Here is a 25,619-nt window from a genome sequence, read left to right on the forward strand (position 1 = left end):
GTATGGAAAAAAGAAAAAGAGTCGTAAAAGTAAAAAAAACGATGAGAAGACCTAAAAGAAAAAAAATAAACAAAGATAATAATATAAATCTTATGGATAATAATCTTTTTGAAGATGAAAAAGTACTTTCTAACATCTCAGTTGATGAAGGAACAAAAGAAAATATTGATATCAAAGATGATGTGCTTTTTGAAGATGTAGATGTAAAAACAGAGGATTTTTCTAATATAAAAGAAAATCAATTTGATGATGTAAAACAAAGTAAAAAAGATGTTGTTTTAAATAACAAAAATAGCAAAACTAAGAAAAATAATAAAAAAGCAAGCAAGAAGAAATATATACTTGGAGGAATAGGGGCATTTGTTTTAATATGTGTTGTAGCTATTATTGTAAGTTATAACGTTTTATTAGGAGCTGTTGATTCTTCAAATACAAATAAAATGGATGTTACAATAGAAGAAGGTTCATCTCTTTCAGGTATTTCTCAAACGCTTAAAGAAAAAGATTTAATAAGAAGTGAACTTGCATTTAAAGTTTATGTTAAATTAACAGGAAAATCAAATGATTTAAAGGCCGGATATTATTCTTTCTCTCAAAGTCAATCAGCAGGAGATATTGTTTCTATCATGATGGAAGGCAGTAATAGCGATACAGCAACTGTTACAATAAAAGAAGGTCTTGACCTTAACAGAATTGGTGATACTTTAGAGGAGCAAGGAATATTTACAAAAGAAGAATTTTTAAGTGAAATTAAAAATAATGCGGATTATTACAGAGAAAAATATGATTTCTTATCAAGTGTTCCAAAGGATAGAGAATATATTTTGGAAGGATATTTATTTGCGGATACATATAATATTTATGTAAATTCTACACCAAGAGATTTAATAGAAAAAATGCTTGATAGATTCGATCAAGAATATACAGACGAATATAAGAAAAGAACAAAAGAAATGGGTAAAACCATTGATGAAATTGTAACCATGGCATCGGTTGTTGAAAGAGAAACAATACTTGATTCTGAACTGCCGACTGTTGCCGGGGTATTTTATAACAGACTTGAAAAAGGTATGATGCTTCAGTCTTGTGCAACGCTACAATATATTTATAAGGATTATCAATTCTCTTTTACAGAATCACAAAAGAATATTGATTCTCCATATAATACATATAAATATGAAGGGCTTCCTGCAGGACCTATATCAAACTTTAGAGCAGCTTCTCTAAAAGCTGCACTTTATCCTGAAGATACCGATTATTTGTATTTCTGTACAAAAAATGACGGTACGGGAGCAAGTGCTTTTGCTAAGACTTATGAAGAGCATGAAGCCAATATACAAAAATATAGTGGGAACTGGGAATAAAAAATGATAGATGAAATAACAAAGGAATATTTAGAGGGTCTTCTTCACTTAAGTAGTGAAGAAGATGCTCTTTTAGAGTTTAGAAAAGAAGCAAAAGGAAATAATATACCTATTATTACGGAAGATGTTGAAAGGCTTGTAAAAATTATTTTAAAGCTAAGTTCTTCAAAGTCTCTTTTTGAAGTAGGAAGCGCTGTAGGTTATTCTTCCTGTGTGTTTGCAGATACGATGGGTAAAGATAGTTATGTGAAAACTATAGAAAGAGATGAAATAAGATATATCGAAGCTAAAAATAATATAAAGAAATACGGTTTTGAAGATAATATTGATTTATGTCTTGATGATGCAGGAGAAGTATTAAAAAATGAAGAAAAGACATATGATGTTGTTTTCCTTGATGGAAATAAAGGACATTATATTCATATGCTTGAAGACTGTAAAAGGATATTAAAACCAGGCGGGCTTTTGATATGTGATAATGTTTTATTTAGAGGAATGATTGATAAAAGTAAACCTTTAATCAGAAGAAAAATAACTATTGTAAAAAGGCTTAGAAAGTTTTTAGATGCTATAAGCGAAGATAGTGAATTAACTACTTCTGTTCTTCCTATAGGGGATGGTTTAAGTATAAGTATAAAAAAATAAGGAATTTGTTAAAATTTTAATAGTATTTTGATAAATTTATGTTATAATCTAATTAATACCGATAAAAGAAAAAAAATTAGGAGGAATTATATATGTATTCAAAAAATGTAACAATTACAAATCCTACAGGTCTTCATGCTAGACCAGCATCTCAATTTGTACAAACAGCTGCTAAATTCTCATCAGAAATTCTTTTAGTTAAGAATGGAAATGAAATCAATGCAAAATCTATCATGGGCGTTATGGCTGGTGGATTATCTCAAGGTACAGAATTAGAAATCAGAGCTAACGGTGCTGATGAACAAGAAGCTGTAGATACATTAGCAGCTTTAATCGAAGACGGTTTTGGTGAATAATTTACTTATATAAAAAAAAGACATATCTTTTGATATGTCTTTTTTATTTTAAATTTTATTTCCAAACTTCTTTAGCTATTTCTTTTATTAATTTTAATTTTTCCCATTGATTTTCTTCTGTTAAGATATTTCCTTCTTCGGTTGAAGCAAATCCGCACTGTGGACTTAGGCAAAGATTTTCTAAATCTATATATTTTGTTGCTTCTTTTATTCTTTTCTTTATTATTTCTTTATCTTCCAAAATTCCGTTTTTTGATGTTATAAGACCAAGAACAACAAACTTATCTTTTGGTACAAATCTTAAAGGTTCAAATCCTCCTGAACGTTCATCATCAAATTCAAGATAAAATGCTTTTACATTTTCTTCTTTAAATAGAATTTCTGCAATAGGTTCATAGCCTCCTTCGCTTGCATATGTTGAGTGATAATTGCCTCTGCATACATGAGTAGTAACTATTAAATCTTTTGGTAAATTTTCTATTGCTTTATTGTTTAACTCTACATATAATTTTGCTGTTTTAGTTACTTCTTCTTCGCTTAGCCCTATTAGTTTTACTGCATTTTTGTCGCAAAGCATACCCCATGTACAGTCATCAAGTTGAATATTTCTGCATCCAAGTTCATAAAATTTCAAAATTGTTTTATTATAAGCGCTTGCAATATCTTCAATTAATTTGTTTGTGTCATTATAGTATTTTTTTACCTCTGATGCATTATCCGGTCTTTGTAATTCTGCGAAAAACTGTGCTGGAGCAGGTATGGTTTGTCTTGGAATTACATCGTTATTTAAAGCTATTTTATGTAAAAATTTATAACCTTCAAAGAAAGGATGGTTTTCATTATATTCTACTTTTCCTTCTAAAGATGCTGTTTCAGCTCTTGTTTCTTCATCTTTAAATTGATATCCTTTTTCAAGTTCTTTCTTTTTTACTCCCTTAAGCCCCCACATGAAATCCAAATGCCACCAACTTCTTGTAAATTCTCCGTCTGTAACTGATTTTAATCCAGCTTCTTTTTCTTTTTTTACAAGTTCTTCAATACATTTGTTTTGGATTTTAGTTAATTCATCTAAATTAATTTTTCCTTTTATATAATCTTCCTTAGCATTTTTAAGTTCTAAAGGACGTAGGAAACTTCCTACGATATCATTTCTAAATGGTACGTTTGTTCTTTTTGTCATAATTAATTCCTCCTTAAGTTGCTTTGTTAGTATATCATGTTTTTTTATTATGTGATAATATACATTTTTTATATTTTGATATAGAAAAAAGGAATATCAATATTGATATTCCTTTATATAATCTTCTAATTTTTCAATGTATTTCTTTGCCGGTATGCTAAGGCTTGCATTTTTGTGTTTTATATAACCAAGTCTTATGACTTCATCAGATTCAAGAGGAATTGAAACAAGGTTGCTTCCGTTAAGTTCAACACTTAAAATACCCGTTGTTATGGTATATCCCTGAAGACCTATAAGAAGGTTTGAAAGAGTTGCTCTGTCACTTACTAAAAGATTTTTCTTATGAGAAAGCGTACTTAAAATTTCTTCCGAGAAATAAAAAGAATTATATGTACCTTGTTCAAAGGAAACTCTTGGATATGGATCAAGGTCTTCTATAGTAAGTTTTTCTTTTTTTGCAAGGGGATTATCTATGCTTATAAAAATATGAGGTCTTGCATCGAAAAGGTGAGTAAAAACTAAGCCGTTATCTTTTAAAATTTTATTTATTACTTTTTCGTTAAAATCGTTTAAATAAATTACTCCAATTTCGCTTCTAAGATTTTTTACATCCTCTATTATTTCATGGGTTTTGCTTTCTCTTATGGCAAACTCATATTCGTCTTTATCAAATTCTTTAACCATGTTTACAAAGGCGTGAACGGAAAAAGCATAATGCTGTGTGGAAACAGAGAATATTCTTTTTGATGGAGTTTTATTCATATATCTTTGCTCCAAAAGTTCTGCTTGTTCTATAACTTGTCTTGCGTATCCCAAAAATTCGGCACCATCTGAGGACAGAGATATACCTCTGTTTGAACGGACAAATATTTCAATGCCAAGTTCGTTTTCAAGTTCTTTTACGGATTTTGAAAGACTTGGTTGAGTTATGAATAATCTGCTTGCAGCTTCGTTTATTGAACCGCAGTTTACTATTTCTATTATGTATTTAAGTTGTTGTAATGTCATTTTATTTTACCTAAATTTTACATTCCTTTAATTTTTCTTTAATTAGTATGCAATATATTATATCATACAAAAATATAATATACATATAAATTGTTTTAGAAAGTAAAAGAGGGGATTTATGCAAGAAACACTGTTAAGTTTTATTAGAGATTACGGATATATTGGGATAATGATTTTAATACTTGTTGAAAATATTTTTCCACCGATTCCTTCAGAGGTTGTTTTGTTGTTTGGGGGATATATGGTAGTTGCAGCAGGGTTAAACCCGATTGTTGTAATTATTTTTGCAACGATAGGTGCAATTCTTGGTGCGGTTATACTTTATATACTCGGGTATATGTTTAAAAGGGAAAAACTTAGAGATTTGTTTTCCAGTAGATTCGGAAAAATTTTACATTTAAAACCTGAATATATTGATTTAAGTTATAATTGGTTTTTAAAATTTGAAAATAAGGCTGTGTTTATATGCAGATGTATACCTGTAGCAAGGAGTCTTATATCAATTCCTGCGGGACTTTCCAGAATGAAGTTTTCTTATTTTATTATATTAAGTACACTTGGTACATTGATATGGAATACTTTACTTGTTTTTCTTGGTGTTATTCTTGGAGATGCATGGGAAAGTTTTCTTCCTTATTTTAAAAGCTATTCAAACATAGTTTGGATATTGATTTTTGCTTTCATTATTATTTATATTTTAAGATACAAAAAAGGTAAAAAATAGCCGATATATAGGCAAATCTTGACAAAAAAATAAACTTAATATAAAATATTACAAAGGTACTATTTTCATAGGACCTTTGTTTTTTATAATTAAAAAGATAGGAGAAATTGTAATGGAGGCAAACCAAATAGGAATGCTTGCGGTCATATTTATTTATTTAATAGGTATGGTTGTTATTGGAGCATTTTTATCAAAACAAAACGAGACGGCTCACGATTTTTATTTAGGAGGAAGAAAACTTGGACCTTTTGTAACGGCTATGAGTGCCGAGGCCTCTGATATGAGTAGTTGGTTACTTATGGGACTACCTGGAGTTGCTTATTTATCAGGTATAGCCGATGCAGGATGGACAGCTTTAGGTCTTGCAATAGGTACATATGTAAACTGGCTTATTATAGCAAAAAGAATAAGATTATATACGGAAGTTTCAAAGAACTCTTTTACTCTTCCTGATTTCTTTTCAAATAGGTTTAGAGATAAAAAGAAGATTTTAATGCTTATATCTTCATTATTTATAATTATTTTCTTTATTCCTTATACTGCTTCAGGATTCGCTGCTTGCGGTAAATTATTCTCAAGTTTATTTGGTATTGATTATTTTACCGCAATGGTTGTAAGTGCAGTGGTTATTATTTTATATACAGCAATGGGAGGTTTCCTTGCTGCAAGCACTACAGATTTTATTCAAAGTATAATCATGTCAGTTGCTCTTGTTATTATTCTTGTTTTTGGAATAAGTGCCGCAGGCGGTATGGATATGGTAATAAACAATGCAAAAGAACTTCCCGGATATTTGAGTATGGTTTCAACTCATAATATGACAACGGGCAGCGCTGAAAGTTACGGCTTTTTAACAATCGTTTCAAAAATGGCTTGGGGACTTGGCTATTTTGGAATGCCTCATATATTACTTCGTTTTATGGCTATTGAAGATAAAGACAAACTTAAAATTTCAAGAAGAGTTGCTTCTATATGGGTTGTAATTTCTATGTTTGCTTCTATTTTGATAGGTATAATTGGTTATGGAATGACAAAAGCATCTGTTATTCCATTCCTTGAAGGAACATCTTCTGAAACAGTAATAGTTAAAATTGCAAATGTACTAAGTACACATGGATGGATATTTGCTTGTTTTGCCGGTGTAATACTTGCAGGTATTCTTGCTTCAACAATGTCTACTGCGGATTCACAACTTCTTGCTGCTTCTTCAAGTGTATCTGAAAACATTATAGGTGGTTTCTTTGGTAAAGAACTTGATGGTAAAAAGAGAATGGTTGTAGCAAGAGGATGTCTTATTGCAATTGCTGTTCTTGGTATTTTCCTTGCAAAAGATCCAAACAGCTCAGTATTCTCTATTGTATCATTTGCATGGGCAGGTTTTGGTGCTGTATTTGGACCAGTTGTATTATTTGCTCTTTTCTGGAGAAGAGCTAATAAATACGGTGCAATTGCTTCAATGATTTCCGGTGGGGCTATGGTATTCTTATGGAAATACGTTATAAGTAATTTAGGCGGTTTATTTGATATTTATGAATTATTACCAGCTTTCTTAACAGGTTGTATATTTATGGTTGTGGTAAGTCTTCTTACTCCTGAACCTGAAAAAGAAATAACTGATGAATATGATAAAGTACAAAGTTTATTATAATTTTTCTTAAAAGCGGAGTTATCCGCTTTTTTATTTTTGTTTAAATAATTTATATATTCTTAAGGTTGAGTTAAATAAAAATATATTATATAATTTTTATATATTTTAGGAACGAAAGGTGATAAAAATGAAGTGTCCACATTGCGGTTTTAGCGAAAGTAAAGTTATAGATTCAAGACCTACTGATGATAATACGGCTATAAGAAGGAGAAGAGAGTGTTTATCTTGTGCAAAAAGATTTACAACTTATGAAAAAATAGAAACGATACCTTTAATTGTAGTTAAGAAAAATGGTACTAGAGAAGCTTTTGACAGAAATAAACTTATGAACGGTATAATAAAATCATGTGAAAAAAGACCTGTTTCTATTGAGCAGATAGAACATGTTGTAAATGAAATAGAAAGTAATATTCAAAAAATAGCAAAGAAAGAAATACCATCAAATTTAATAGGTGAAGAGATAATGAAATACCTAAAAGATTTAGATGAAGTTTCTTATGTAAGATTTGCTTCTGTTTATAGACAGTTTAAAGATGTAAATAGCTTTATGGATGAACTTAAAAGTATGTTAAACGAGCGAGGAAATAAATAATGGAAATAAAAGAAACCGTTATTAAAACCGAAAAGCTTTTAAGTGGGAATATATTTGATGTAAAAAGAGATACTGTCATACTTTCAAACGGAAATGAAGCAACAAGAGATAATGTTGAACATATGGGAGCTTGTGCTATTTTAGCAATAGATGAATATGATAATGTTATTTTAGTAAAACAGTTTAGATGCTCTATTTATGATGTTACAGATGAAATTCCCGCTGGTAAATTAGAAAAGGGAGAAGATCCTGATGTTGCAGCTTTAAGAGAACTCGAAGAAGAGACAGGATATACTTCTCGTAATATAATCCCATATATGAAATTTTATCCTGATATAGGATTAGGTAATCAATTAATATATGTATATTTAGCAAAGGATTTGGTTAAAACCTGTCAAGATTTGGATGATGATGAGTTTATAAATGTATATAAAATAAATATAAAAGAATTAAAACAAAAGATTTTTGAAGGAAAAATAACAGATTCAAAAATTATTGTTCCCTTTCTTAAATATTGTTTAGAAAATAATATTTAAACAGTCATAAAATATAAATAAGGACATACCCTTTATTAATAGGGCATGTCTTTTTTATGTCACAAAAAATAAGGAATAATATTTTATGATTAGAGAATTTATAAATTATCATTTTATGGAAAACAAAAATAAATATTTATTTTTTATTCTTGTTTTTATTCTTGGAATTATAATAGGAGGAGTCAGTATATATTTTTTAAGCTCTACACAATTGGATGAGCTTAAAAATTACATAGGTTCGTTTTTTGAACTTCTTACAAAAGACACATCAAGTATAGACAGTAAAAAGATTTTTACTCAAACAATGTATTCGGATATAAAAATATATATTTTTCTTCTTATTTTGGGGCTTAGTGCAATAAGCATTTTATATTCTATAAGTATAATGTTTTACAAAGGTTTTTTGTTTGGTTTTGTAATAACGTTTTTTATATCTTCTTATGGTTTTAAAGGAATTTTATTTTTAATTTGTGTTTTGATAATTCCAAATATAATTAAAAATTTTGCCTTGATGTTTGCCTTTGTGATGTCTTCTTGTTTTAAAAGTTCAATTCAAAAAAACAATAAGAACAAATATGGTAAAGTGAGAAATTCTTCTTTTTATTTTAGATATACTATATACATAGTAGTGGCTTTTTTATTTAATGTTATAGGTATATGTTTTGAAAGTTATGTTGCTCCTATGCTTATGGTATTATTTTCTTCTTCTTTTTTGTAATAATATTAATATTTATATTTTGCTTTAATAAATATTAAAAGGGAGGAGAAAATTATGTTAAAAAGAATAAGTTCTATAGTATTAATATTTGCTTTTTTGTTTAATATTATGCCTACTTTTGTAAAAGGGGCAGAAGAGGAAAAAGTAGATTTGAACATAAAAAGTAAGGCTGTAGTTTTAATGGATTCGTCAAGCGGAAAGGTTTTGTATCAAAAAAACATGAATAAGAAACTTCCTTTGGCAAGCGTTACAAAAGTTATGACGATACTATTGATATTAGAAGCCATTGATAATAAAACCATCAATATGTCCGATATGGTTACAATATCAGATTACGCAAGTAACATGGGAGGGAGTCAGCTTTATCTTGAACAAGGAGAGATGCGAAGTGTTGAAGAGCTTTTGAATGCAATTATAATAGAAAGTGCAAACGATGCTTGTGCTGCAATGGGAGAATTTATAGGGGGGAGCATTGAGAAATTTGTTCTTATGATGAATGAAAAAGCAAAGAGTCTCGGAATGAAAAATACTCATTTTGTAAATTCAAACGGACTTCCCGTGGATAATCACTATTCAAGTGCTTATGATATTGCATTAATGACAAAAGAAGTGTGTAAGTATCCTGATGTTTTTAAAATAAGTTCCACTTGGCAGAAAACCATAAAAATAGGTAAAAATAATGATAAAGAGAGACTTCTTAATAATACAAACAAACTTTTAAAAATGAATGATAATGTTGATGGGTTAAAAACAGGGTATACGGCTGATGCGGGACACTGTATTTCTGCTACGGGTAAAAAGGGAGATCTTCGTCTTATTGTAGTTATTTTAAATGCTCCAGATTCCAAAACAAGATTTGAAGAAGCAAACAAGCTTTTAAACTATGGCTTTAGTAATTACAAAGGAACAAATATTGTAACTAAGGGAGGAGAGTTTGGAGAAATTAAAATAAACAAAGGTAATGAGTATAATGTTAAGGTAGTTGCAAAGGATAATTTTACAGTTTTAAGCGGTAAAAATGAAAATGAAAAATATACAACCGATATAAAATTAAACAGTAGTGTGATTAATGCACCTGTAAAAGAAGGGCAGAAAGTAGGGGTAATAAATGTAAAAGAAGGGAGTGACATTATAGGAAGTGTGGATTTAGTTATTTCTAAAAAAATTGAAAAAATAAATATAATAACATATGTGTTAAATATGTTTAAAAAATTTATAATTATATAGTTTTTATATTTTATTACATAAGTTCATTATAAAAATAAAATCCCGAAATATATCGGGATTTTATATATTAATTTAATTTTAAATTTTTTGAATGTTCGTATATTCCTTTTATAGCCTGTTCGTTATTGTCTGTTTGTACACATCCAAGTGCGTTTTTAGGTTTGAAACTTCCGTGAAAATCACTTCCACAGGTGTAAAATAAATTATTTTTTATTGCATAATTTTTGTACTTTTCACTTTGCTCGTTTGTATGAGATGTATAATATGCTTCAACACCGTCAATTCCATATTCCTTAAGCTCGTCAAGTATATGTGTTTCATCTTTTATGTCGACTCCCGGATGAGCTATTACACAGGCTCCACATGCATTTTTTATAACTTTTATTAAATCTTTACTACTTGGCATATAAGTAGGGGCATAAAGTTCTTTGCCTACTCCGAAAGCTTCTCTGGAAAGAGTTATTATGCTTTCAATATTTGGCTGTAATCCATGTATTAATCGGTGGTTTCTGTTTTCTTCTTCAATTAATATAGCATGAATATATGCTGATAAAAGAGGTATATCGCCTGTTGCATAATCAAAGACCTCTTTTTCATTTATTTTTAGTCCTTTTTCTCTAATTAAATCAATTTGTTTTTGTATACCGTCTTTTCTTCCTTGCCATATTTTATCTATTTCTTCATTTAAAGCTTTATCGTCTACATCTATTCCATATCCAAGCATATGAAGAAGTTTACCATTGTGTGAGACAAATATTTCCGTTGCAGGTATAACGGTTATGTCTTTGTTTTTTGCGTATTCTAAAGCTTTTTTTACGTTTGCTATGCTTTCATGGTCTGCTATTGCAATATATTTAAGTCCTTCTTCAATTGCCATATCAATTATTTTTTCGACTTCTACTTCACCATCGGAACTTGCGTTTGAATGGATGTGTAAATCTATTTTCATAATAATTCCCCTTCCAAATGTGTTTGGTTTTGACCTGTTATTTTTACATTTACTATTTTATTAAATATGTCTTTTTCGCTTTTAACTTCAACATATATATAATTTTCACTGTAACCTTCGTAAATATTATCGCTAAGTTTCTTTTCTATTAATACTTTTTGGGTGCTTCCCTTCATGTTTTCCAAAAATTCATGTCTTTTTTTAAGCATTATTTGTTTTAATTCTTTTGCTCTTTTACTTTTTGTTTCTTTTGTGTTTTGGTTTTTCATTGTACTGGCAGGTGTTCCATGTTTTGGTGAAAATGGGAAGATATGAATATATGAAAATCCAATTTTTTCTGCGAATTTTTTTGTTGTTTCAAAATCTTCATCATTTTCATTTGGGAAACCAACTATAATATCTGTTGTTATTCCGGGATTATCGAAATACTTTCTTACTTTTGTTACTATGTCAAAGTATTCTTTAGTGTTGTAATGTCTGTTCATTTCCTTCAATGTTTTATCACATCCGCTTTGAAGAGAAATATGGAAATGAGGACAGAAAGATTTAAGTTTGCTTAATCTTTCTAGAAAATTATCGCTTAATAATTTAGGTTCAAGTGACCCAAGTCTTATTCTGTCAACCTGGTTTTGGTTATCAATTATTTCAAGTAATTCTATAAGGTTTTCTCCTGTGTCTGCTTTATATGATGCAATGTGGATACCTGTGATTACAACTTCCCTATATCCTCTTTTGCTTAGTTCTTCAATTTGATTTAAGACTTTTTCAACTGATGCATTTTTTAATACGCCTCTTGCGTAGGGGATAATGCAGTAAGAACAAAACATATTGCATCCGTCTTGAACTTTTATAAAAGCTCTGCTTTTGCCTTCATATGTTGTAATTCCTACTTTATCAAAATCTTTACTGTCTTCTTCTATGTTATATACTTTATTTTTACTTAATTTGAATTCATTAATATAATCTATAATTTTTTCTCTTTTATGTGTTCCGCATATGATATCCGCACTTTCTACTTTTTGTGCTTCTTCAAAGTTACTTTGAGCAAAGCAACCTGTTAATACTGTTATGGCATTCTCGTTTTGGTGCTTTAATCTTCTAACAATTTGTTTGCTTTTTCTTTCGCTTTCGTTTGTTACCGCACAGGTATTTATAACATATACATCGGCTTTTTCATGAGAGTCAACTATCTCGTATCCGTTTTCTTTGAATAATTCTATCATTGCTTGTGTATCGTAACTATTTACTCTGCAACCCAGAGTGTAAAATGCTGCTTTCAAAATGTATCTCCTTTTTTTCTGTTTGTTTTATTATATCACAAATTAAAATATAATGCATTTGTAAAATATATTACAAATGTAATAATTTGATTAAAATTTACATTACAAAAGTATTAAAAATTATTGACTATAAAAAAATTGGTGGTATAATATAGGTAATGATAACGAATTAATAAAGGAGATTTTTAAAATGAGCAAAATGAAAAGAGCCGTTGTTTACGGACCTGAAGATTTGAGAATTGAAGAAATTGATATTCCTGTTCCTGGTCCTGGTGATGTGGTAATCAAAAATGAAATATCGCTAACTTGCGGTACTGACGTAAAAAGTTATAAAAGAGGATATCCTCTTATGACACCTCCTTTCCCTTTGGGACATGAATCAAGCGGAACTGTTTATGCTGTAGGAGAAAATGTAACAAAATTCAAAGTGGGAGATAGAGTTGTTTCTCATAACTCAGCTCCATGTAATGAATGTTATTTTTGTAAAAAAGGGCTTCACTCAATGTGTGAAGATTTAATTATAAATAACAAAAATAACAGTGCCTTTGCTCAATACATATTGATTCCGGAAAGAATTGTAAATCAAAATATGTTCCATATTCCTGATGATATGAGTTATAGACAAGCAGCATTATTGGAACCATTCTCATGTGCTGTATATGGAACAGCAAATGTTCCTGTAGAACAAGGTGATTATGTTGTTGTTAACGGATGTGGACCAATAGGTTTAATGTTTGTAAGATTATTATATTTGAAAGGTGCAAGAGTTATAGCTTGTGATATGAGCGAAAATAGACTTGAAATGGCTAAAAAACTTGGTGCATTTGATATTGTAGATTTAAACAAAGTTGATGATCAAATACAAGCAGTAAAAGATTTAACACCTGATAAGAGAGGTGTTGACGTAGCTGTTGAAGCAACAGGACTTGCAAAAGTTTGGGAACTTGCAATTCAAATGGCAAGACCTGGCGGATTTGTTCTTTGCTTCGGAGGTACAAAAGCAGGAGATACAATAACAGTTGATACAAAATTACTTCATTACAGCCAAATTACAATTAAAGGCGTTTTCCATACAACACCTTTATATGTAAATCAAGCATTTGAGCTTTTGAAAATGCACGTTATTGACGAAAAAGATTTTGTTCAAAACGAATATAAACTTGATGATTTGGAAAAAGCTCTTATTGAACATTCTGAAGGTAAAGTTATTAAAAACTTTATTACATACAATTAAAGTCTATTTGTTTTCTTCAAAGCAGGTCATTTTATATGACCTGCTTCCTATTGCATTTTTTTCTTTTTATAAAATTTCTCCAATGTTTCTATAGATTTTTTATGGTGTGCATGTACGGTTTGATAGGTTATTGATAAATCTTCTGAAATTTTACTCCATGTTTCATAATTTAAATAATGTTTTTTCATTATAAGTTTATCAAGTTCACTTTCAAGAGAATTTATAATATTGTTTACGTCCATTTTATGTTTATATAATGTATTTATTTCCTTTATAAGCTGTTGTTTATATAAAATTAAATTAATTATGCTTTCTGTTTTATTGTCTTTGTTTTTTTCTGCTTTTATTCCGCTTTCGTTTATATAGGAAGAAATCCTTTCTATGTACATTTCACACTCTCTTATTTGATTTGTGGTATATTCTATTTTTTCGTTCATAAGATATGGTTTTGATAATTTTTCTTTAATATTCATTTTTCCACCTTTAATTTAATTTTATTTAAAAAGGACTTAATAAATATGTTTTATCAAGTCCTTAATTTTTTCATTATAATGTTAGCATAAAGGAGATATAAAAATATATAAATTTGTCGAAAAAGTTTAAAGGTTTTATTATTTAAAATATTTTTTTCTTTTCTTTGTCTTCTTGAACCATTCTTAATACTTCTCCGAAACGTTGAAAATGAACGATTTCTCTTTCTCTTAAGAATTTTAAAGTGTTTATTAGAAGAGGGTCATCTGTCATTTTTATTAAGTTTTCATAGGTTATTCTTGCTTTTTGTTCCGCAGCCATGTTTTCATACATGTCTACTTCTGGATCTCCCTTTGAACCGATATAGCTTGCAGTCCATGGTACACCATCTACATTAATATAGAAAGGATTGCAACCATGTTCTATATTGTATCCTCCAAGACCGCTGTTTATAAGTTCGTCTTTAGTTGCTCCTTTAACAAGTTCTGAAAAAATAGTTCCTATCATTTCAAGATGTCCAAGTTCTTCGCTTCCTATATCTGTAAGTGTGGCTGTGCCTTCTTTTAGTGGCATATAAAATCTTTGTGTTAAATATCTTAAAGACGCACCAAGTTCACCGTCAGGTCCGCCGTATTGTGTTAATACGTTTTTTGCCATTCTCAAATCTTTTCCCGAAACTGTAACGGGATGTTGCAACATTTTTTTATAAATCCACATTATTCATTATCCTCCCAGTTCATGTTTTGAGCGGCCCAAGGACCTTCTATATATTTCCAAAATCCCTCACTGCTACCTGTATTGTCAATAGGGTTATTGAATTTTTCATAAGCTTCGTTTACTTCTTTTAATTTCTTTGAATATTCGTTGTGTCTTTTTAGTACATCCATGTCCCCTGGATGTGTATTTAAATAAAGAGCGGTATCTTGAGTTGCAAAAGTATATATTTTTATTTTATTGTAAATTTCTTCCATGCTCATATTATTTATATTTTCGTTATTATTTGTTCCGTCTGCTCCGCTGCATCCGTGTCCCATATCTATTTGCATACTGTATCACTTCCTTTTAAATTTGTGTTAAATGGTGAATATAAAGCTTCAAACATTGTTCCTTTTTTCATTAAACCTTCTTGTGCATCATACATATCGCTGTTTAATTGAAATGGCACATATGCATTTGCAATTTTAGGGATTAAAGGCATATAAGGAACAATTGGTTTGTAATTTCTTTCATTCAATTTTAAATCCTCCCGATAAATTTGATTTCAATATAATATATTCATTTATTTTTTTATTGTGATAAATTAAATTTAATTGTCGCAATTTTTTGTAAATTTTTATGTTGATAATGCTTTTAAATGGGTTTATAATATTTTTTAACGTATAGGAGGAAAAATGGAAAGTAATATTACATTTGATGAAGCTTTTGAAATATTAAAAAAATACAATAAAGATATTTTTCATATAAGACATGCAATTACGGTATCTTCGGTTATGGGGTGGTACTGTGATAAATTAGGTATAGAAGGTGATAAAAATTACTGGGAAATTGTAGGACTTCTTCATGATGTTGATTTTGAACTATATCCAAATGAACATTGTAAAAAGGCTGTTATGATATTAAAAGAAGAAAACGTAAATGATGATATAATACATAGTGTTTGTTCTCACGGTTATGGAATATGCTGTGATATAGAGCCCACAGAAAAAATGGAAAAAGTTTTGTTTGCAACAGACGAACTTACCGGAATTATAAATGCTGCTGCGTTAATGCGTCCTTCTAAAAGTACTAAAGATATGCCCCTTAAAAGTTTAAAGAAAAAATTTAAAAGCAGAGGTTTTGCTGCAGGGTGTGACAGAGATGTTATACAAAAAGGTGCAGAAATGATGGGTGTTGAATTAAATGAACTTTTAAGTGACACTTTGGAAGCTATGAAAGCAAATGAAGACAGAATAAATGAATTTATGGAAAATTTTGAAAAAAATTTATAAAAGAGAGGTAATAATATGAAAGTAGTATCAACAAAAAAGGCTCCTGCCGCAATAGGACCATATTCACAAGGAATTATAGTAAATGGAACGTTATATGCATCAGGTCAAATTCCAATTATTCCCGAAAGTGGAGAAATAATGGAAGGAGATATTAAGGTTCAAGCAAAGAGAGTTTGTGAAAATATTGGTGAAATTTTAAAAGAAGCAGGAAGTGATTTTTCTAAAGTAGTAAAAACTACTTGTTTCTTAAGTGATATTAATGACTTTAATGATTTCAACGAAGTATACAGCGAATATTTTGTAAGCAAACCTGCTCGTTCATGTGTAGAAGTAAGCAAGCTTCCAAAAGATGTTTTAGTTGAGGTTGAAATAATAGCTTTAGTTTAAAAGGATGATTCTTTCATCCTTTTTTATTATTTATATTATAAAAGTTTATAATATGTGGTATCATAATTTTAATGAGGTGATAGGATGTATTATAGAGTTTCTAATGTACTTGAACAAATAGACAGTATAGAAAATTTATCTGACAGTGAAGATATTCTAATTGTTCTAACACTTGACGAATGGAAAGAAACATGTAAACAAAATGCCATATATACTTATTATATAGATTTTGAAAATATTAGTTTTTCAAAGTCTGAAGTATATAAAGATATAATAGCGGGAACATTTTTTATTCCTAAAAAGGGAGAAGAATGTTTAAATGGTAAGTTTGGGTATTATCTAAAAAAACATAGAATTTATTTTATTGATGATGATAATATAGTTCTTCCAATTATTGAAAAAATAAGCAAACAAAGACAGTGGAAAAATCCATCCATAGCGCATTTTTTATATGATTTTTTGGATATTTTAATTAGTGAAGATTTAAATTACTTAGAGCATTTTGAAAAGAATATAAATAACCTTGAGGATAAAGTTCTTGACGGCGATTTAAGAAATTTTAATTATCTTATTGTTTCAATGAAAAGACAGCTTTTGGTTATTAATAATTATTACGATCAGCTTGTAGATGTAGGGCTTGTTTTTGAAGAACATGAAGAGGATATCTTTAATAATTCTTATAAAGGACTTTTTAAAATTTTTACGAATAAAGTTAGCAGACTAAACTCTAAAGTCGATACATTAATGGAGTATACCAGACATCTTAGAGATTTATATCAAGCTCAAGCTGATATCAGGCAAAACAAGACAATGCAGACTTTAACAGTTATTACGGCTGTGTTTTCTCCACTTACGTTAATTGTAGGGTGGTATGGGATGAATTTTAAATATATGCCGGAACTTACATGGAGGTATGGATATTTTTTTGTAATATCTCTTAGTTTATCCGTAGTGGGACTTGGATATTATCTTATAAAGAAGCATTTTCATTAAATGGAGAAGAGTATGGATTATAATATAATAATAAACAGAAAAAAAATTAAAAATGTTTATATAAGAGTTGATGATAATGGAAATGTGGTTGTAAATGCGAATAAAAGGGTAAAAGACAAATATATTTATGATTTATTAAATGAAAAAGATGCTTGGATTCAAAAACGATTAAAAGCTATAAATAATAAAAATGAAGTTTATGATATTAATGGAAGAAAAATTTCTATATTTGGTAAAAAGTATATAATAAAAGTTATTAAAGATAAGAAAAATAAAATAGAACTAAAAGAAAATTATTTTTTTCTTTATACAAAATATGATGATGTTGAAAGTATGGTAAAATTAATCAATAAATATTTAAGAGAGTTGTTTCTTAATAATTTAAACTGCTATATTATTAAAGAATGTATGCAAGAAGCTAAAATTATTGAAATAAAAAATGATTTTAATATTAAAGTGCGACTTATGAAAAGCAGGTTTGGAAGTTATTCAAAGAAAACAAATTCAATATGTTTAAATCTTGCTTTAATGAAATATGATATAGAAATTATAAAAAGTGTTTTATATCATGAGATTTGTCATATAAAACAAATGAATCATCAAAAAAGATTTTATGAACTTCTTTACAAGGTTTGTCCCAATTATGATGAATATTCAAATTATTTAAAGAAAAATTTTAATTATTCAAATAAATGGTTTTTAATATAAAAAGGAGATAGTTATGAATTTAAAAATAGGATTTATAGGCAGTGGAAATATGGCACAAGCTATTATTGGAGGTATGATTGATAGTAATCTTGTAAGTAAAGACAATATATATGCCACTGCGGTTTCTGATAAGACGATAAATTTGGTTAAAGAAAAATATGGTGTAAATACAAGCAAAGATAATAAAGATGTTGCAAAAAAAACAGATATTATCTTTTTAGCAGTTAAACCAAATGTTTATAAAACTGTTATAGATGAAATAAAAGATGTTGTTGATGAAAATAAACTTATTGTAACAATTGCAGCAGGGCAGACAATAGAAAATATAGAAGATATGTTTGGTAGGGAACTAAGAATAATAAGAACCATGCCAAATACTCCCGCACTTGTTGGAGAAGGAATGGGACTTATAACTGCGAATAAAAAAGCAACAAATGAAGATGTAGAAAATGTAGTAAAAATATTTAATAGTTTTGGTAAAAGTGAAATAGTGGAAGAAGCACTAATTGATACAGCCGGAAGTCTAAGCGGATGTGGTCCTGCTTATACATATATGTATATTGAAGCTTTGGCAGACGCCGCTGTTGAAAGTGGAGTTAAGAGAGATTTAGCATATAAGCTTGCTGCACAAATGGTTCTTGGTTCAGCAAAGATGGTTTTAGAAAGTGGTGAACATCCAGGTAAATTAAAAGATAATGTTTGTTCTCCGGGGGGAACGACTATAAAAGGTGTAAATTCTCTTGAACAGGCTGGTTTCAGAGGAGTTGTAATAGATGCATTACTTGCAAGTATAAATAAAACTTTAGAAATGAGTAATAATAAATAAAAATATAAAAAAAGATTAAAAAAGATATTGACAAAGTATTATCCATATGATAATATAATTAAGCTTGATGAAAACCGAGAGGTACCGAAGTGGTCATAACGGGGCGGTCTTGAAAACCGTTAGGGTGCAAGCCCACGTGGGTTCGAATCCCACCCTCTCGGCCATTAAGAATTTAATATCTTTTTTTTTATATAGAATTCGGAGAAGTACTCAAGTTGGCCGAAGAGGTGCCCCTGCTAAGGGTATAGGTCGCGTAAGCGGCGCGAGGGTTCAAATCCCTCCTTCTCCGCCATTTGCTTTTAATCTGAAAACACTTTGTTATAAAGAGTTTTCAGTTTTTTTTGTTTTGAGAGACCACGTCTTAGAACACGTTTTTAAATTCTTTCCATATTCAAGTACATTTTCCATTCTTTCATCGATTGAGTTGCTTGCTTTTGAAAGTCTGTCAACAACAATATGTTTGTAATTTTCTGTTATTTTCTTGTTTGCATGTCCAACTATTTCAAGCATTGTTTCATCTTCTATATCTTCAACATTTAAACTTACAAATGTATGTCTTAGTTCATGGAGAGTATGCTTTGAAAGGTTATTATATTCTGCGTATTTTTTAAATCTATTTGAAATCCTTTGAGGGTTTAGATGACCTCCGTTTAAATCGGGGAAGAGGTATTTTGATATAACATGATTTTCTTTTAAAGTCTTTTCTTCCTGTTCAATAATTTCAATGGCTATTTTAGGTAGAATTTCATATCTATAAGCATTCACCGTTTTCCCTTTTGTAAGTTCGTTATATTCATTTATAGATTTGTTTATTCTTAAGAATGTATCATTATTTACATTTATAATCTTTTTATTAAAATAATTAATTACAGGTGAGTTTAATAAATCTTTCTTTTCTAAAGCTATTAGTTCACCTCTTCTTAATCCTGTTACAACATACATTCTATAAACATTAATATAAGGATCCTGTATTTCCTTTCCGTTGTATATTGTTTTATCGCTGTTAAATAATGTGTATAAATCATCTGGTTGAAGAGAATCTTTTTCTTTTCTCTTTGCTTTTGGATTGACTCTTAAATCTTCAGGAATAAGTCTTGTTATGTTTCTTTTCCTTGCAAATTTTAAAAGGTCCAGTAAAATTCCTTTTATCTCTTTTATGTATTTTGCCGATTTATCTTCTTTATACATTAAATCAAGAATATCCTGTAAGTCATCTTCTCTAAGCTTCGCAAATTTCTTTTTACCAATATAGGGAAGAATCCATTTATTAAAATATGCACATATATTGTTATACCTGCTTGTTCCCACCAAGTCTTTTTTCTTTTCAAGATATAATTTGTGTAGATTTTCTACTGTTGTATTATCGTTGAAAGTTCTTTCTTTAAGCCATTTGTCTGCTTTTGCATTGCATATTCTCTGACCTTTTCTTCCCGGTGTAGAACAGGTAAACTCTTTTATCTTTCCGTCTCTTTGTACTTTAATCCTCCATTTTTTACTTTTTTCATTCCACTTTGCAGTGTTTGTTCTTGCGTCCATATTATACCTCCTAGCTTTGTGGGATAGCATAAGGGTATAAATATGCCGTTAAGCATATTAAACACAACACAATGGATTGTATTGTGTTTAAGGTGCTTTGGTGTTGTTTAAAATATTAAATATACTTTTATTTATTTGCAAGATTTTTATATTCTTCATAAAAATTTGTTTCTTCTGTTTCATATGCTTTTAATATTATTTCTTTAACTATTTCCTTTTTAAAATATCTAAATGGTAAATTTAAAAATATATTTTTATCTAATTCTTTTTTTACTTTAATATAGTCATATTTTTTTAAAAACTTTACAATCCCTGGTGCTAAATTTAAACATAGTTTTAGTGAAGTATCATCATCATAAGTAATGATATTAATAACATTATCAATCTCTATGATATCTCTTATACCGCTTATATCCATATCTAATATATTTATTAGACATCTGATAGCTTTATCATCTTTATTTTTCTTAAATAAATGATATAACTCTAAATAAATTGTTCTTAATTTTGAAAAATCATTTTTTTCTTCACTTAATTTAGCTTTTTTTATTAATAAGTATAAAATTATATCATCAAAAGTAGGTTGTAAATAATTTATTTCTCTTTTTATTTCTTCATATTCTTCATGAGTGAATAAATTATATTGATATCTTCTAATGAACTTATCAACATATAAAAATTCATCATTTTCTTGTATAATTTTTTTTGATTTTGGTGTAAGAACATAGAAAGTTTTATTTATATATTTATCTAAATTATTTATTAATAAACATTTTTCAATTAATTTATTTTTATTTCCCGTTGTTGATATATTATTGTCTTTTAAAATACTTTTTAATTGGTTTATTGTTAGTGATTGAATTGCTTCTTGTGGTGTTGCAATAGTTAAGTAATTATCTTTTATTAATTTTTTATGAAACTTTTTAGGATCAGTTAATCCCCATTCATAAATCATATAGAAGGGGTATAAGTTCTTATTTCCATTATTATTATCTTTTTTATTTTCATATAAAGGTTTTGGGGTTTTACCTAACCAATTTAAAAATAAAGGATATATTTTTGGATGTAAGGGTGGAATTTCTTCTTCACCGTAAATATATGATATATCATCTTCATTTTTATAATATGTATTTGTTTGATTATTTGTTGGAGATTGATATTTTAAATTTTGATTTGATATGGTATTTATATTTTCATCAAATTTATCTTTTTTTATTTTCTTAATTATTTTTTTATTTTGTTTTTGAATCTTTTTGTATTCTTTTTTTGATTGTTTTATTTCTTCTTTAATTTCTTTTTCTTTTTGTTTTTTTAATTTGAAATTATCAAACATTATACTTGATTCCTCTATAAATATTAGTTTTTTACTTTTAATAGATTGTTCTATTTAATACATTTCTCTATTTCATCATCTGGTATTTTTATATACATATTCTTAAAACCAACTTTTATCGTTGCGTTTGCTTTAACATTATTTTATTCCACCATTTCTATTTTAAGTGTTCCAAGACCTTTATCAGCTGTTTCATTGTAATTGATATAAATGTAATCGCCTTTTTCTACATTAATAGTCAATTCGTCTTTTTCTAATCCTCCAACACTTCCTACATATTCATCTTCTTTTAATTCGTTATTATTTTTATATTCATTTTTTGATATATATATATCCCATACAATAGGAGTTCCTTCTTTTATCATTTCTCCTTTTTCAAAGCTTGAAACATTGTTAGGATAAAATCTGTATTTGCCGGCTTTTATAACATCGCCGTCAAATGAACTATCTTCTACTTTTATCATATAGTTACTGTCTAAAGCCCATTCCAATTCTGTTTTATACTTATTATCTTCTTTTGTAGAGGTTGTTGTGTCTTGTTTAGGTGTTGAATTTGTTGTATCTTGTGGTGTTGTTGTTCCTCCAACTATAGCACCAATAACAACAATAACTACAAGTGCAATAAACCACCATTTTTTATAAAAAGGTTTTTTAGGTATAATACCGTTTTTAAGTTGTTCTTGCTTCATTTCTTCTTTTAATCTTTTTTTTTCTCTGCCTTTAAACTTTTCATAATCATTTCCTCCTTTTATAAATTTAAATTATAAACGTTGCTATATTTCATTCCCTCTTTTACTTAATACGAATTGATTGTCTGTACTGCTCCGCCTGTGCAATTTCCGTAAATTCAACGGTTTTATCATAATTTTCTTTTACTACTTTTTCTATTTCTTCAAGTTTTGTTTTATAAAATTCTTTTCTGTTGTTTAATTTGTTTATTCTGTCATTAAAGAAATGTTCATGTAGTTTGCTTTCAAGTTTTGGTGCATCTTCTGAGAATATTAGAGCATGAACATCAAAGGAAAATGGAACGGATGCGTCCCCAAGTTCTTTTATTCTGTCCATTGGTTCGAGTCTTCTTGTCATTCCTATTTTATATACATCTTCTCCAAAAGCACCTATATTTGAAATTATATAAACATATCCTGCTTTGGCGTTCTTTTCTCTATAATCTATTACTTTTTCTTCACTGTCAATATCTTTTAGCTGTTGTTCAAGTTCTTTTATTTTTTCTAAAAGTCCTGTTCTTTCATCTTCGTTTAGAGCTAAATCAAGTTGTTTTTGTGCTTCTTTTATTGCATTGTTAAAATGTTTTTTCTCTTTTAATATTTTCTCTCTTGCTTCTCTTATTTCTTTTTCAAGTTTTTGTTGTTCTCTTAAAGCTTCTCTTCTTTCTCTTTCTTCTTCTTTTTCTTGTTGTTTTTTTACTTGATATTCATAGGCAAGAGTTAATTCATCAAATTTTAATTTTAAATATGCAGGTGTAAGTTTGATTTGCACAGAAGCATTCATTTTATTTAGCTGTTCATATGATTTCTCAATTCTTTGTTTGATTTTATCAATGTTATTAAACTTAGCTTTTTCAATCAAAGTGTCACATTCATTATTAAAGGTACGAAGTATTTGTTTTATATTGCTGTTTGTCATTTTTCTGCCTTCAGCTTTGCTTCCGTTAACTGTCCAGCCGTCAAAATATTCAACTGCAGTTTTATTTCTTACCATTTCTTTTTGTTTGTTTCTTATTTTAGTAAGTTCTTCTTTGTATTCTATTGATAAAGCAAAGTCATATGTTGGTTCATATAAACCGAAATTTTGAAGTAAAATTGTGTCATCTAATGTGAAAACTTCTTTTTCTTTTATTTTAATTTCTTTGTTTAAAGATTTTAATTTATTTTGTTTTTCTGTTATTTCTTGTTTTATGTTAGAAAGATATTGATTTTGTTTTTCAATTTCGTTTCTTAAATATTCAAGGTTATTATGTTCTGGAAGAAGGGCATTTTTTAATTGTTTTATTTCGCATGCTTGACATACCCCATATTCATTTAAAACAACATTTCTGCTGCCACATAAATTGCATGTGCTGAATATAGATTTTTTTTCTTTTTTTGAATTTTGTTTTTTTATGTTTTTGTACTCAGCTTTTGCTTGTTTTATTTCTTCTTTTAATTGTTTTTCTCTTTGCTTTGTTAATTTGAAGTTATCGAACATGACATTGAATCCTTTCTTGGTATTTGCCTATTTTTCTATAAATTCCCATGAAACTGTACAACACGACCTTTTATTTCAACCGGTAGTTTTTCTATTTCTTCATTAGTATAAAAAATAGGTTCATAAGCAGGGTTAAATGGTATAAGAGTAATACCGCTTTCGCTTTTTTTGATTTTCTTTATAGTGTATTCATCGCCGTTTACACATACAATGGCAATTTGTCCGCTTTCAACATCTGCCTGCTCTTTTACCACTACAATATCTCCCTCTTGTAATCTTGGCTGCATACTGTCTCCCTTTACTTCAAGAGCGAAGAAGTTACCTGTTTTGGCAAGATTTTCGTTTATTTGTATCTTTCCTATAACATCTTCCACCGCTTCAACGGGAACTCCTGCAATTACTTTGCCAAGAATTGGTATATAAGGGTGGGGGCTTTGTGTAATAGTTGTTCTTTCTTCACCTGTCATTAAATATTCTATGCTTACTCCAAAATAATCTGCTATTTTTTGCAATTTATCCTGTTTAGGGTTACTTTTACCTTTTTTCCACTCAGAAAACACAGATGGAGCAATTTTTGTATTCCTTGCAACTTCTGCATCTTTTACTCCTTTTTGATCTCTGAGCTGACAATAAATTTTATACATTGTATTTCTCCTAAAATATAAAATTAGAAAATTCTAATAAAATATATTGACAATTAGGAAAATCTAATATATAATCTTACTGTAAGTTAGAAAATCCTAATAATCACATTTAGTCTTTTATATATTATATAGAATTTTCTAACTAATTGCAATATAAATTTGATTAAAAATATAGAAAGGAGGTATTAATTGATGGATATGTATGAAAAATTTGAAAAATTATTAGAAAAACAAAATATTTCGGCTTATAGAGTAGCAAAAGAAACAGGACTGTATCCAACATTATTTTCAGAATGGAAACATGGGAAAAGTAAACCTAAAATTGACAAGATAAAAAAAGTCGCCGACTATTTCGGTGTGGATATTAATTATTTTATTAAAGAAGATTAGGTGAGAGGATAAAAGAAAATGATTAAACATTACATTACAAAATATAAAGAAAATGGGAAGATTTATGTAGAAGCATGGTTGCAAATTGATATTTTAAGTAAAAGTATATGCTTTTCAAAAAGAATAGTAGAAATATAAAATCTACCACAATTTCTGTAGTAGATTTTATAGAAGATTATAGTGTAATAAATTATTTTTTTTCCCATCTGTGACCAGACTCTTGAGTAGGAGGAAGTCTGTCACCACGATCAATGTGTACAGTTCTTGGGTTTGGAATTTTACCACCTCTTGGACCAACTTCTTGATAAGTTCCAGGAGATTGGTTATCTGTTCCTGGTTTGATCAACTTGCCCATATTTTTTCACCACCTTTCTGTTTTGTTTAGTAAACATATACAATATATAATCGAAAATATGTTCACTTTATACAATATATAGTATATATCAATATAAAAACTATGTCAACTTTATAATTAAAAAAAGATTAAAAAGGAGAAATGTAATGTCCATAGGAAAGAAAATAAGAGATCTTCGAAAACAAGATGGTGTTTCAACTTTAACTTTGGCAAAGGAAATAGGTGTAAGTCAAAGGGCTATAGAGTACTGGGAGAGGGAAAAGAGGGTGCCTAGAATAGAAAGCATTAAAGCTATTGCCGACTATTTCAATATAAGTTT

At 28.7% G+C, this 25,619-nt stretch carries 31 protein-coding genes and 2 tRNA genes; 19 read left to right on the forward strand and 14 right to left on the reverse strand.

All coding sequences use genetic code 11. The features are described from left to right. Nucleotides 1-2 precede the first annotated feature (2 nt). From mltG to V2W16_RS09435, 3 genes are all read left to right on the forward strand, one after another. Nucleotides 3-1,364: an endolytic transglycosylase MltG gene (gene mltG / locus V2W16_RS09425; protein WP_329384833.1), complete on the forward strand. Its 1,362-nt coding sequence runs from the start codon at nt 3-5 to the stop codon at nt 1,362-1,364. 3 nt (nt 1,365-1,367) lie between these two features. After that, nucleotides 1,368-2,009, forward strand: a complete 642-nt coding sequence (locus V2W16_RS09430) for an O-methyltransferase (protein ID WP_329384836.1) — start codon at nt 1,368-1,370, stop codon at nt 2,007-2,009. 92 nt (nt 2,010-2,101) lie between these two features. Next, a complete protein-coding gene (locus tag V2W16_RS09435) occupies nt 2,102-2,365 on the forward strand; it encodes an HPr family phosphocarrier protein (RefSeq protein WP_138268669.1) in 264 nt (87 codons plus the stop codon). Between the two features lie 55 nt (nt 2,366-2,420). Here the strand turns inward: V2W16_RS09435 and V2W16_RS09440 are convergent, their stop codons facing one another. Both V2W16_RS09440 and V2W16_RS09445 read right to left on the reverse strand, forming a co-directional pair. Then, entirely contained in the window at nt 2,421-3,545 is a 1,125-nt protein-coding gene (locus V2W16_RS09440) for a 5-methyltetrahydropteroyltriglutamate--homocysteine S-methyltransferase (protein ID WP_329384840.1), read from the reverse strand. A gap of 96 nt (nt 3,546-3,641) precedes the next feature. Next, nucleotides 3,642-4,553 (reverse strand): LysR family transcriptional regulator, encoded by a 912-nt coding sequence (locus tag V2W16_RS09445; RefSeq protein ID WP_138268671.1) that lies wholly within the window; start codon nt 4,551-4,553, stop codon nt 3,642-3,644. 118 nt (nt 4,554-4,671) lie between these two features. Here V2W16_RS09445 and V2W16_RS09450 point away from each other — a divergent pair, with 118 nt between their 5' ends. From V2W16_RS09450 to V2W16_RS09475, 6 genes are all read left to right on the forward strand, one after another. Then, nucleotides 4,672-5,277: a DedA family protein gene (locus V2W16_RS09450; protein ID WP_329384845.1), complete on the forward strand. Its 606-nt coding sequence runs from the start codon at nt 4,672-4,674 to the stop codon at nt 5,275-5,277. A 112-nt stretch (nt 5,278-5,389) separates the two neighbouring features. Beyond that, on the forward strand, nt 5,390-6,925 hold the full coding sequence (putP, locus tag V2W16_RS09455; protein WP_329384848.1) for a sodium/proline symporter PutP: 1,536 nt from the start codon (nt 5,390-5,392) through the stop codon (nt 6,923-6,925). Nucleotides 6,926-7,052: 127 nt separating this feature from the next. Further along, nucleotides 7,053-7,517, forward strand: a complete 465-nt coding sequence (gene nrdR / locus V2W16_RS09460; protein WP_329384850.1) for a transcriptional regulator NrdR — start codon at nt 7,053-7,055, stop codon at nt 7,515-7,517. After that, the gene (locus V2W16_RS09465) at nt 7,517-8,053 is read left to right on the forward strand and encodes an NUDIX hydrolase (protein WP_329384853.1); all 537 of its coding nucleotides are present in this window, start codon (nt 7,517-7,519) and stop codon (nt 8,051-8,053) included. Before nrdR ends, V2W16_RS09465 begins: the two co-directional genes overlap by 1 nt. Nucleotides 8,054-8,138: 85 nt before the next feature. Beyond that, on the forward strand, nt 8,139-8,771 hold the full coding sequence (spoIIM, locus tag V2W16_RS09470) for a stage II sporulation protein M (protein ID WP_329384856.1): 633 nt from the start codon (nt 8,139-8,141) through the stop codon (nt 8,769-8,771). 54 nt (nt 8,772-8,825) lie between these two features. Then, the gene (locus V2W16_RS09475) at nt 8,826-9,998 is read left to right on the forward strand and encodes a D-alanyl-D-alanine carboxypeptidase family protein (RefSeq protein ID WP_329384859.1); all 1,173 of its coding nucleotides are present in this window, start codon (nt 8,826-8,828) and stop codon (nt 9,996-9,998) included. 67 nt (nt 9,999-10,065) lie between these two features. Here V2W16_RS09475 and V2W16_RS09480 read toward each other — a convergent pair whose 3' ends face one another. Together V2W16_RS09480 and mtaB are read right to left on the reverse strand one after the other, a co-directional pair. Beyond that, nucleotides 10,066-10,947 (reverse strand): PHP domain-containing protein, encoded by an 882-nt coding sequence (locus tag V2W16_RS09480; protein ID WP_329384862.1) that lies wholly within the window; start codon nt 10,945-10,947, stop codon nt 10,066-10,068. Beyond that, on the reverse strand, nt 10,944-12,227 hold the full coding sequence (gene mtaB / locus V2W16_RS09485) for a tRNA (N(6)-L-threonylcarbamoyladenosine(37)-C(2))-methylthiotransferase MtaB (protein ID WP_329384865.1): 1,284 nt from the start codon (nt 12,225-12,227) through the stop codon (nt 10,944-10,946). Before mtaB ends, V2W16_RS09480 begins: the two co-directional genes overlap by 4 nt. Before the next feature lie 199 nt (nt 12,228-12,426). Here mtaB and V2W16_RS09490 point away from each other — a divergent pair, with 199 nt between their 5' ends. Beyond that, a complete protein-coding gene (locus V2W16_RS09490) occupies nt 12,427-13,461 on the forward strand; it encodes an alcohol dehydrogenase catalytic domain-containing protein (protein ID WP_138269648.1) in 1,035 nt (344 codons plus the stop codon). A 47-nt stretch (nt 13,462-13,508) separates the two neighbouring features. Here V2W16_RS09490 and V2W16_RS09495 read toward each other — a convergent pair whose 3' ends face one another. The 4 genes from V2W16_RS09495 to V2W16_RS09510 all read right to left on the reverse strand — a co-directional run bounded on the left by V2W16_RS09495 (nt 13,509) and on the right by V2W16_RS09510 (nt 15,166). Then, nucleotides 13,509-13,934, reverse strand: coding sequence for a hypothetical protein (locus V2W16_RS09495; protein ID WP_253229545.1), 426 nt, complete (start codon nt 13,932-13,934; stop codon nt 13,509-13,511). 142 nt (nt 13,935-14,076) lie between these two features. Next, nucleotides 14,077-14,649, reverse strand: coding sequence for a manganese catalase family protein (locus tag V2W16_RS09500; protein WP_329384870.1), 573 nt, complete (start codon nt 14,647-14,649; stop codon nt 14,077-14,079). Next, the gene (locus tag V2W16_RS09505; RefSeq protein ID WP_138269642.1) at nt 14,649-14,978 is read right to left on the reverse strand and encodes a spore coat protein CotJB; all 330 of its coding nucleotides are present in this window, start codon (nt 14,976-14,978) and stop codon (nt 14,649-14,651) included. The genes V2W16_RS09500 and V2W16_RS09505 overlap by 1 nt, the downstream gene beginning before the upstream one ends. Continuing rightward, on the reverse strand, nt 14,969-15,166 hold the full coding sequence (locus tag V2W16_RS09510) for a spore coat associated protein CotJA (protein ID WP_329384874.1): 198 nt from the start codon (nt 15,164-15,166) through the stop codon (nt 14,969-14,971). The genes V2W16_RS09505 and V2W16_RS09510 overlap by 10 nt, the downstream gene beginning before the upstream one ends. A 157-nt stretch (nt 15,167-15,323) precedes the next feature. Here V2W16_RS09510 and V2W16_RS09515 point away from each other — a divergent pair, with 157 nt between their 5' ends. From V2W16_RS09515 to V2W16_RS09545, 7 genes are all read left to right on the forward strand, one after another. Then, on the forward strand, nt 15,324-15,920 hold the full coding sequence (locus V2W16_RS09515; RefSeq protein WP_329384877.1) for an HD domain-containing protein: 597 nt from the start codon (nt 15,324-15,326) through the stop codon (nt 15,918-15,920). A 15-nt stretch (nt 15,921-15,935) separates the two neighbouring features. Next, a complete protein-coding gene (locus tag V2W16_RS09520; protein WP_329384880.1) occupies nt 15,936-16,307 on the forward strand; it encodes a RidA family protein in 372 nt (123 codons plus the stop codon). 84 nt (nt 16,308-16,391) lie between these two features. After that, entirely contained in the window at nt 16,392-17,300 is a 909-nt protein-coding gene (locus V2W16_RS09525) for a magnesium transporter CorA family protein (protein WP_329384883.1), read from the forward strand. A 12-nt stretch (nt 17,301-17,312) separates the two neighbouring features. Further along, nucleotides 17,313-18,008, forward strand: coding sequence for a M48 family metallopeptidase (locus tag V2W16_RS09530; protein WP_329384886.1), 696 nt, complete (start codon nt 17,313-17,315; stop codon nt 18,006-18,008). Nucleotides 18,009-18,021: 13 nt separating this feature from the next. Then, a complete protein-coding gene (gene proC / locus V2W16_RS09535; RefSeq protein ID WP_329384889.1) occupies nt 18,022-18,834 on the forward strand; it encodes a pyrroline-5-carboxylate reductase in 813 nt (270 codons plus the stop codon). A 75-nt stretch (nt 18,835-18,909) separates the two neighbouring features. Beyond that, nucleotides 18,910-18,998 (forward strand) — tRNA-Ser (locus V2W16_RS09540). Nucleotides 18,999-19,034: 36 nt separating this feature from the next. After that, a tRNA-Ser gene (locus V2W16_RS09545) sits at nt 19,035-19,126 on the forward strand. Between the two features lie 26 nt (nt 19,127-19,152). On the opposite strand, the gene V2W16_RS09550 is transcribed toward V2W16_RS09545, so the two are convergent. From V2W16_RS09550 to V2W16_RS09570, 5 genes are all read right to left on the reverse strand, one after another. Continuing rightward, complete coding sequence (locus tag V2W16_RS09550; protein WP_329384892.1) at nt 19,153-20,370, reverse strand: tyrosine-type recombinase/integrase; 1,218 nt, start codon at nt 20,368-20,370, stop codon at nt 19,153-19,155. A 127-nt stretch (nt 20,371-20,497) separates the two neighbouring features. Beyond that, nucleotides 20,498-21,703 carry an SAP domain-containing protein gene (locus V2W16_RS09555; protein WP_329384896.1) on the reverse strand — a complete coding sequence of 402 codons (1,206 nt, stop codon included), beginning with the start codon at nt 21,701-21,703 and terminating at the stop codon, nt 20,498-20,500. Between the two features lie 143 nt (nt 21,704-21,846). Next, complete coding sequence (locus V2W16_RS09560) at nt 21,847-22,392, reverse strand: hypothetical protein (protein WP_329384899.1); 546 nt, start codon at nt 22,390-22,392, stop codon at nt 21,847-21,849. 103 nt (nt 22,393-22,495) lie between these two features. Then, entirely contained in the window at nt 22,496-23,911 is a 1,416-nt protein-coding gene (locus V2W16_RS09565) for an SNIPE associated domain-containing protein (RefSeq protein WP_329384902.1), read from the reverse strand. A gap of 35 nt (nt 23,912-23,946) precedes the next feature. Then, a complete protein-coding gene (locus V2W16_RS09570; RefSeq protein WP_329384905.1) occupies nt 23,947-24,555 on the reverse strand; it encodes a LexA family protein in 609 nt (202 codons plus the stop codon). Between the two features lie 192 nt (nt 24,556-24,747). On the opposite strand from V2W16_RS09570, the gene V2W16_RS09575 reads away from it, so the two are divergent. Then, nucleotides 24,748-24,945, forward strand: coding sequence for a helix-turn-helix domain-containing protein (locus tag V2W16_RS09575; protein ID WP_329384908.1), 198 nt, complete (start codon nt 24,748-24,750; stop codon nt 24,943-24,945). Nucleotides 24,946-25,135: 190 nt separating this feature from the next. Here the strand turns inward: V2W16_RS09575 and V2W16_RS09580 are convergent, their stop codons facing one another. Next, the gene (locus V2W16_RS09580; RefSeq protein ID WP_329384911.1) at nt 25,136-25,300 is read right to left on the reverse strand and encodes a YjzC family protein; all 165 of its coding nucleotides are present in this window, start codon (nt 25,298-25,300) and stop codon (nt 25,136-25,138) included. 146 nt (nt 25,301-25,446) lie between these two features. On the opposite strand from V2W16_RS09580, the gene V2W16_RS11195 reads away from it, so the two are divergent. Then, nucleotides 25,447-25,619, forward strand: a 173-nt coding sequence (locus V2W16_RS11195) for a helix-turn-helix transcriptional regulator (RefSeq protein WP_425353962.1), incomplete at its 3' end; no start/stop codon positions are given.

The sequence above is a fragment of the Anaerofustis butyriciformans genome (assembly GCF_036289385.1).
Classification (GTDB): domain Bacteria; phylum Bacillota; class Clostridia; order Eubacteriales; family Anaerofustaceae; genus Anaerofustis; species Anaerofustis butyriciformans.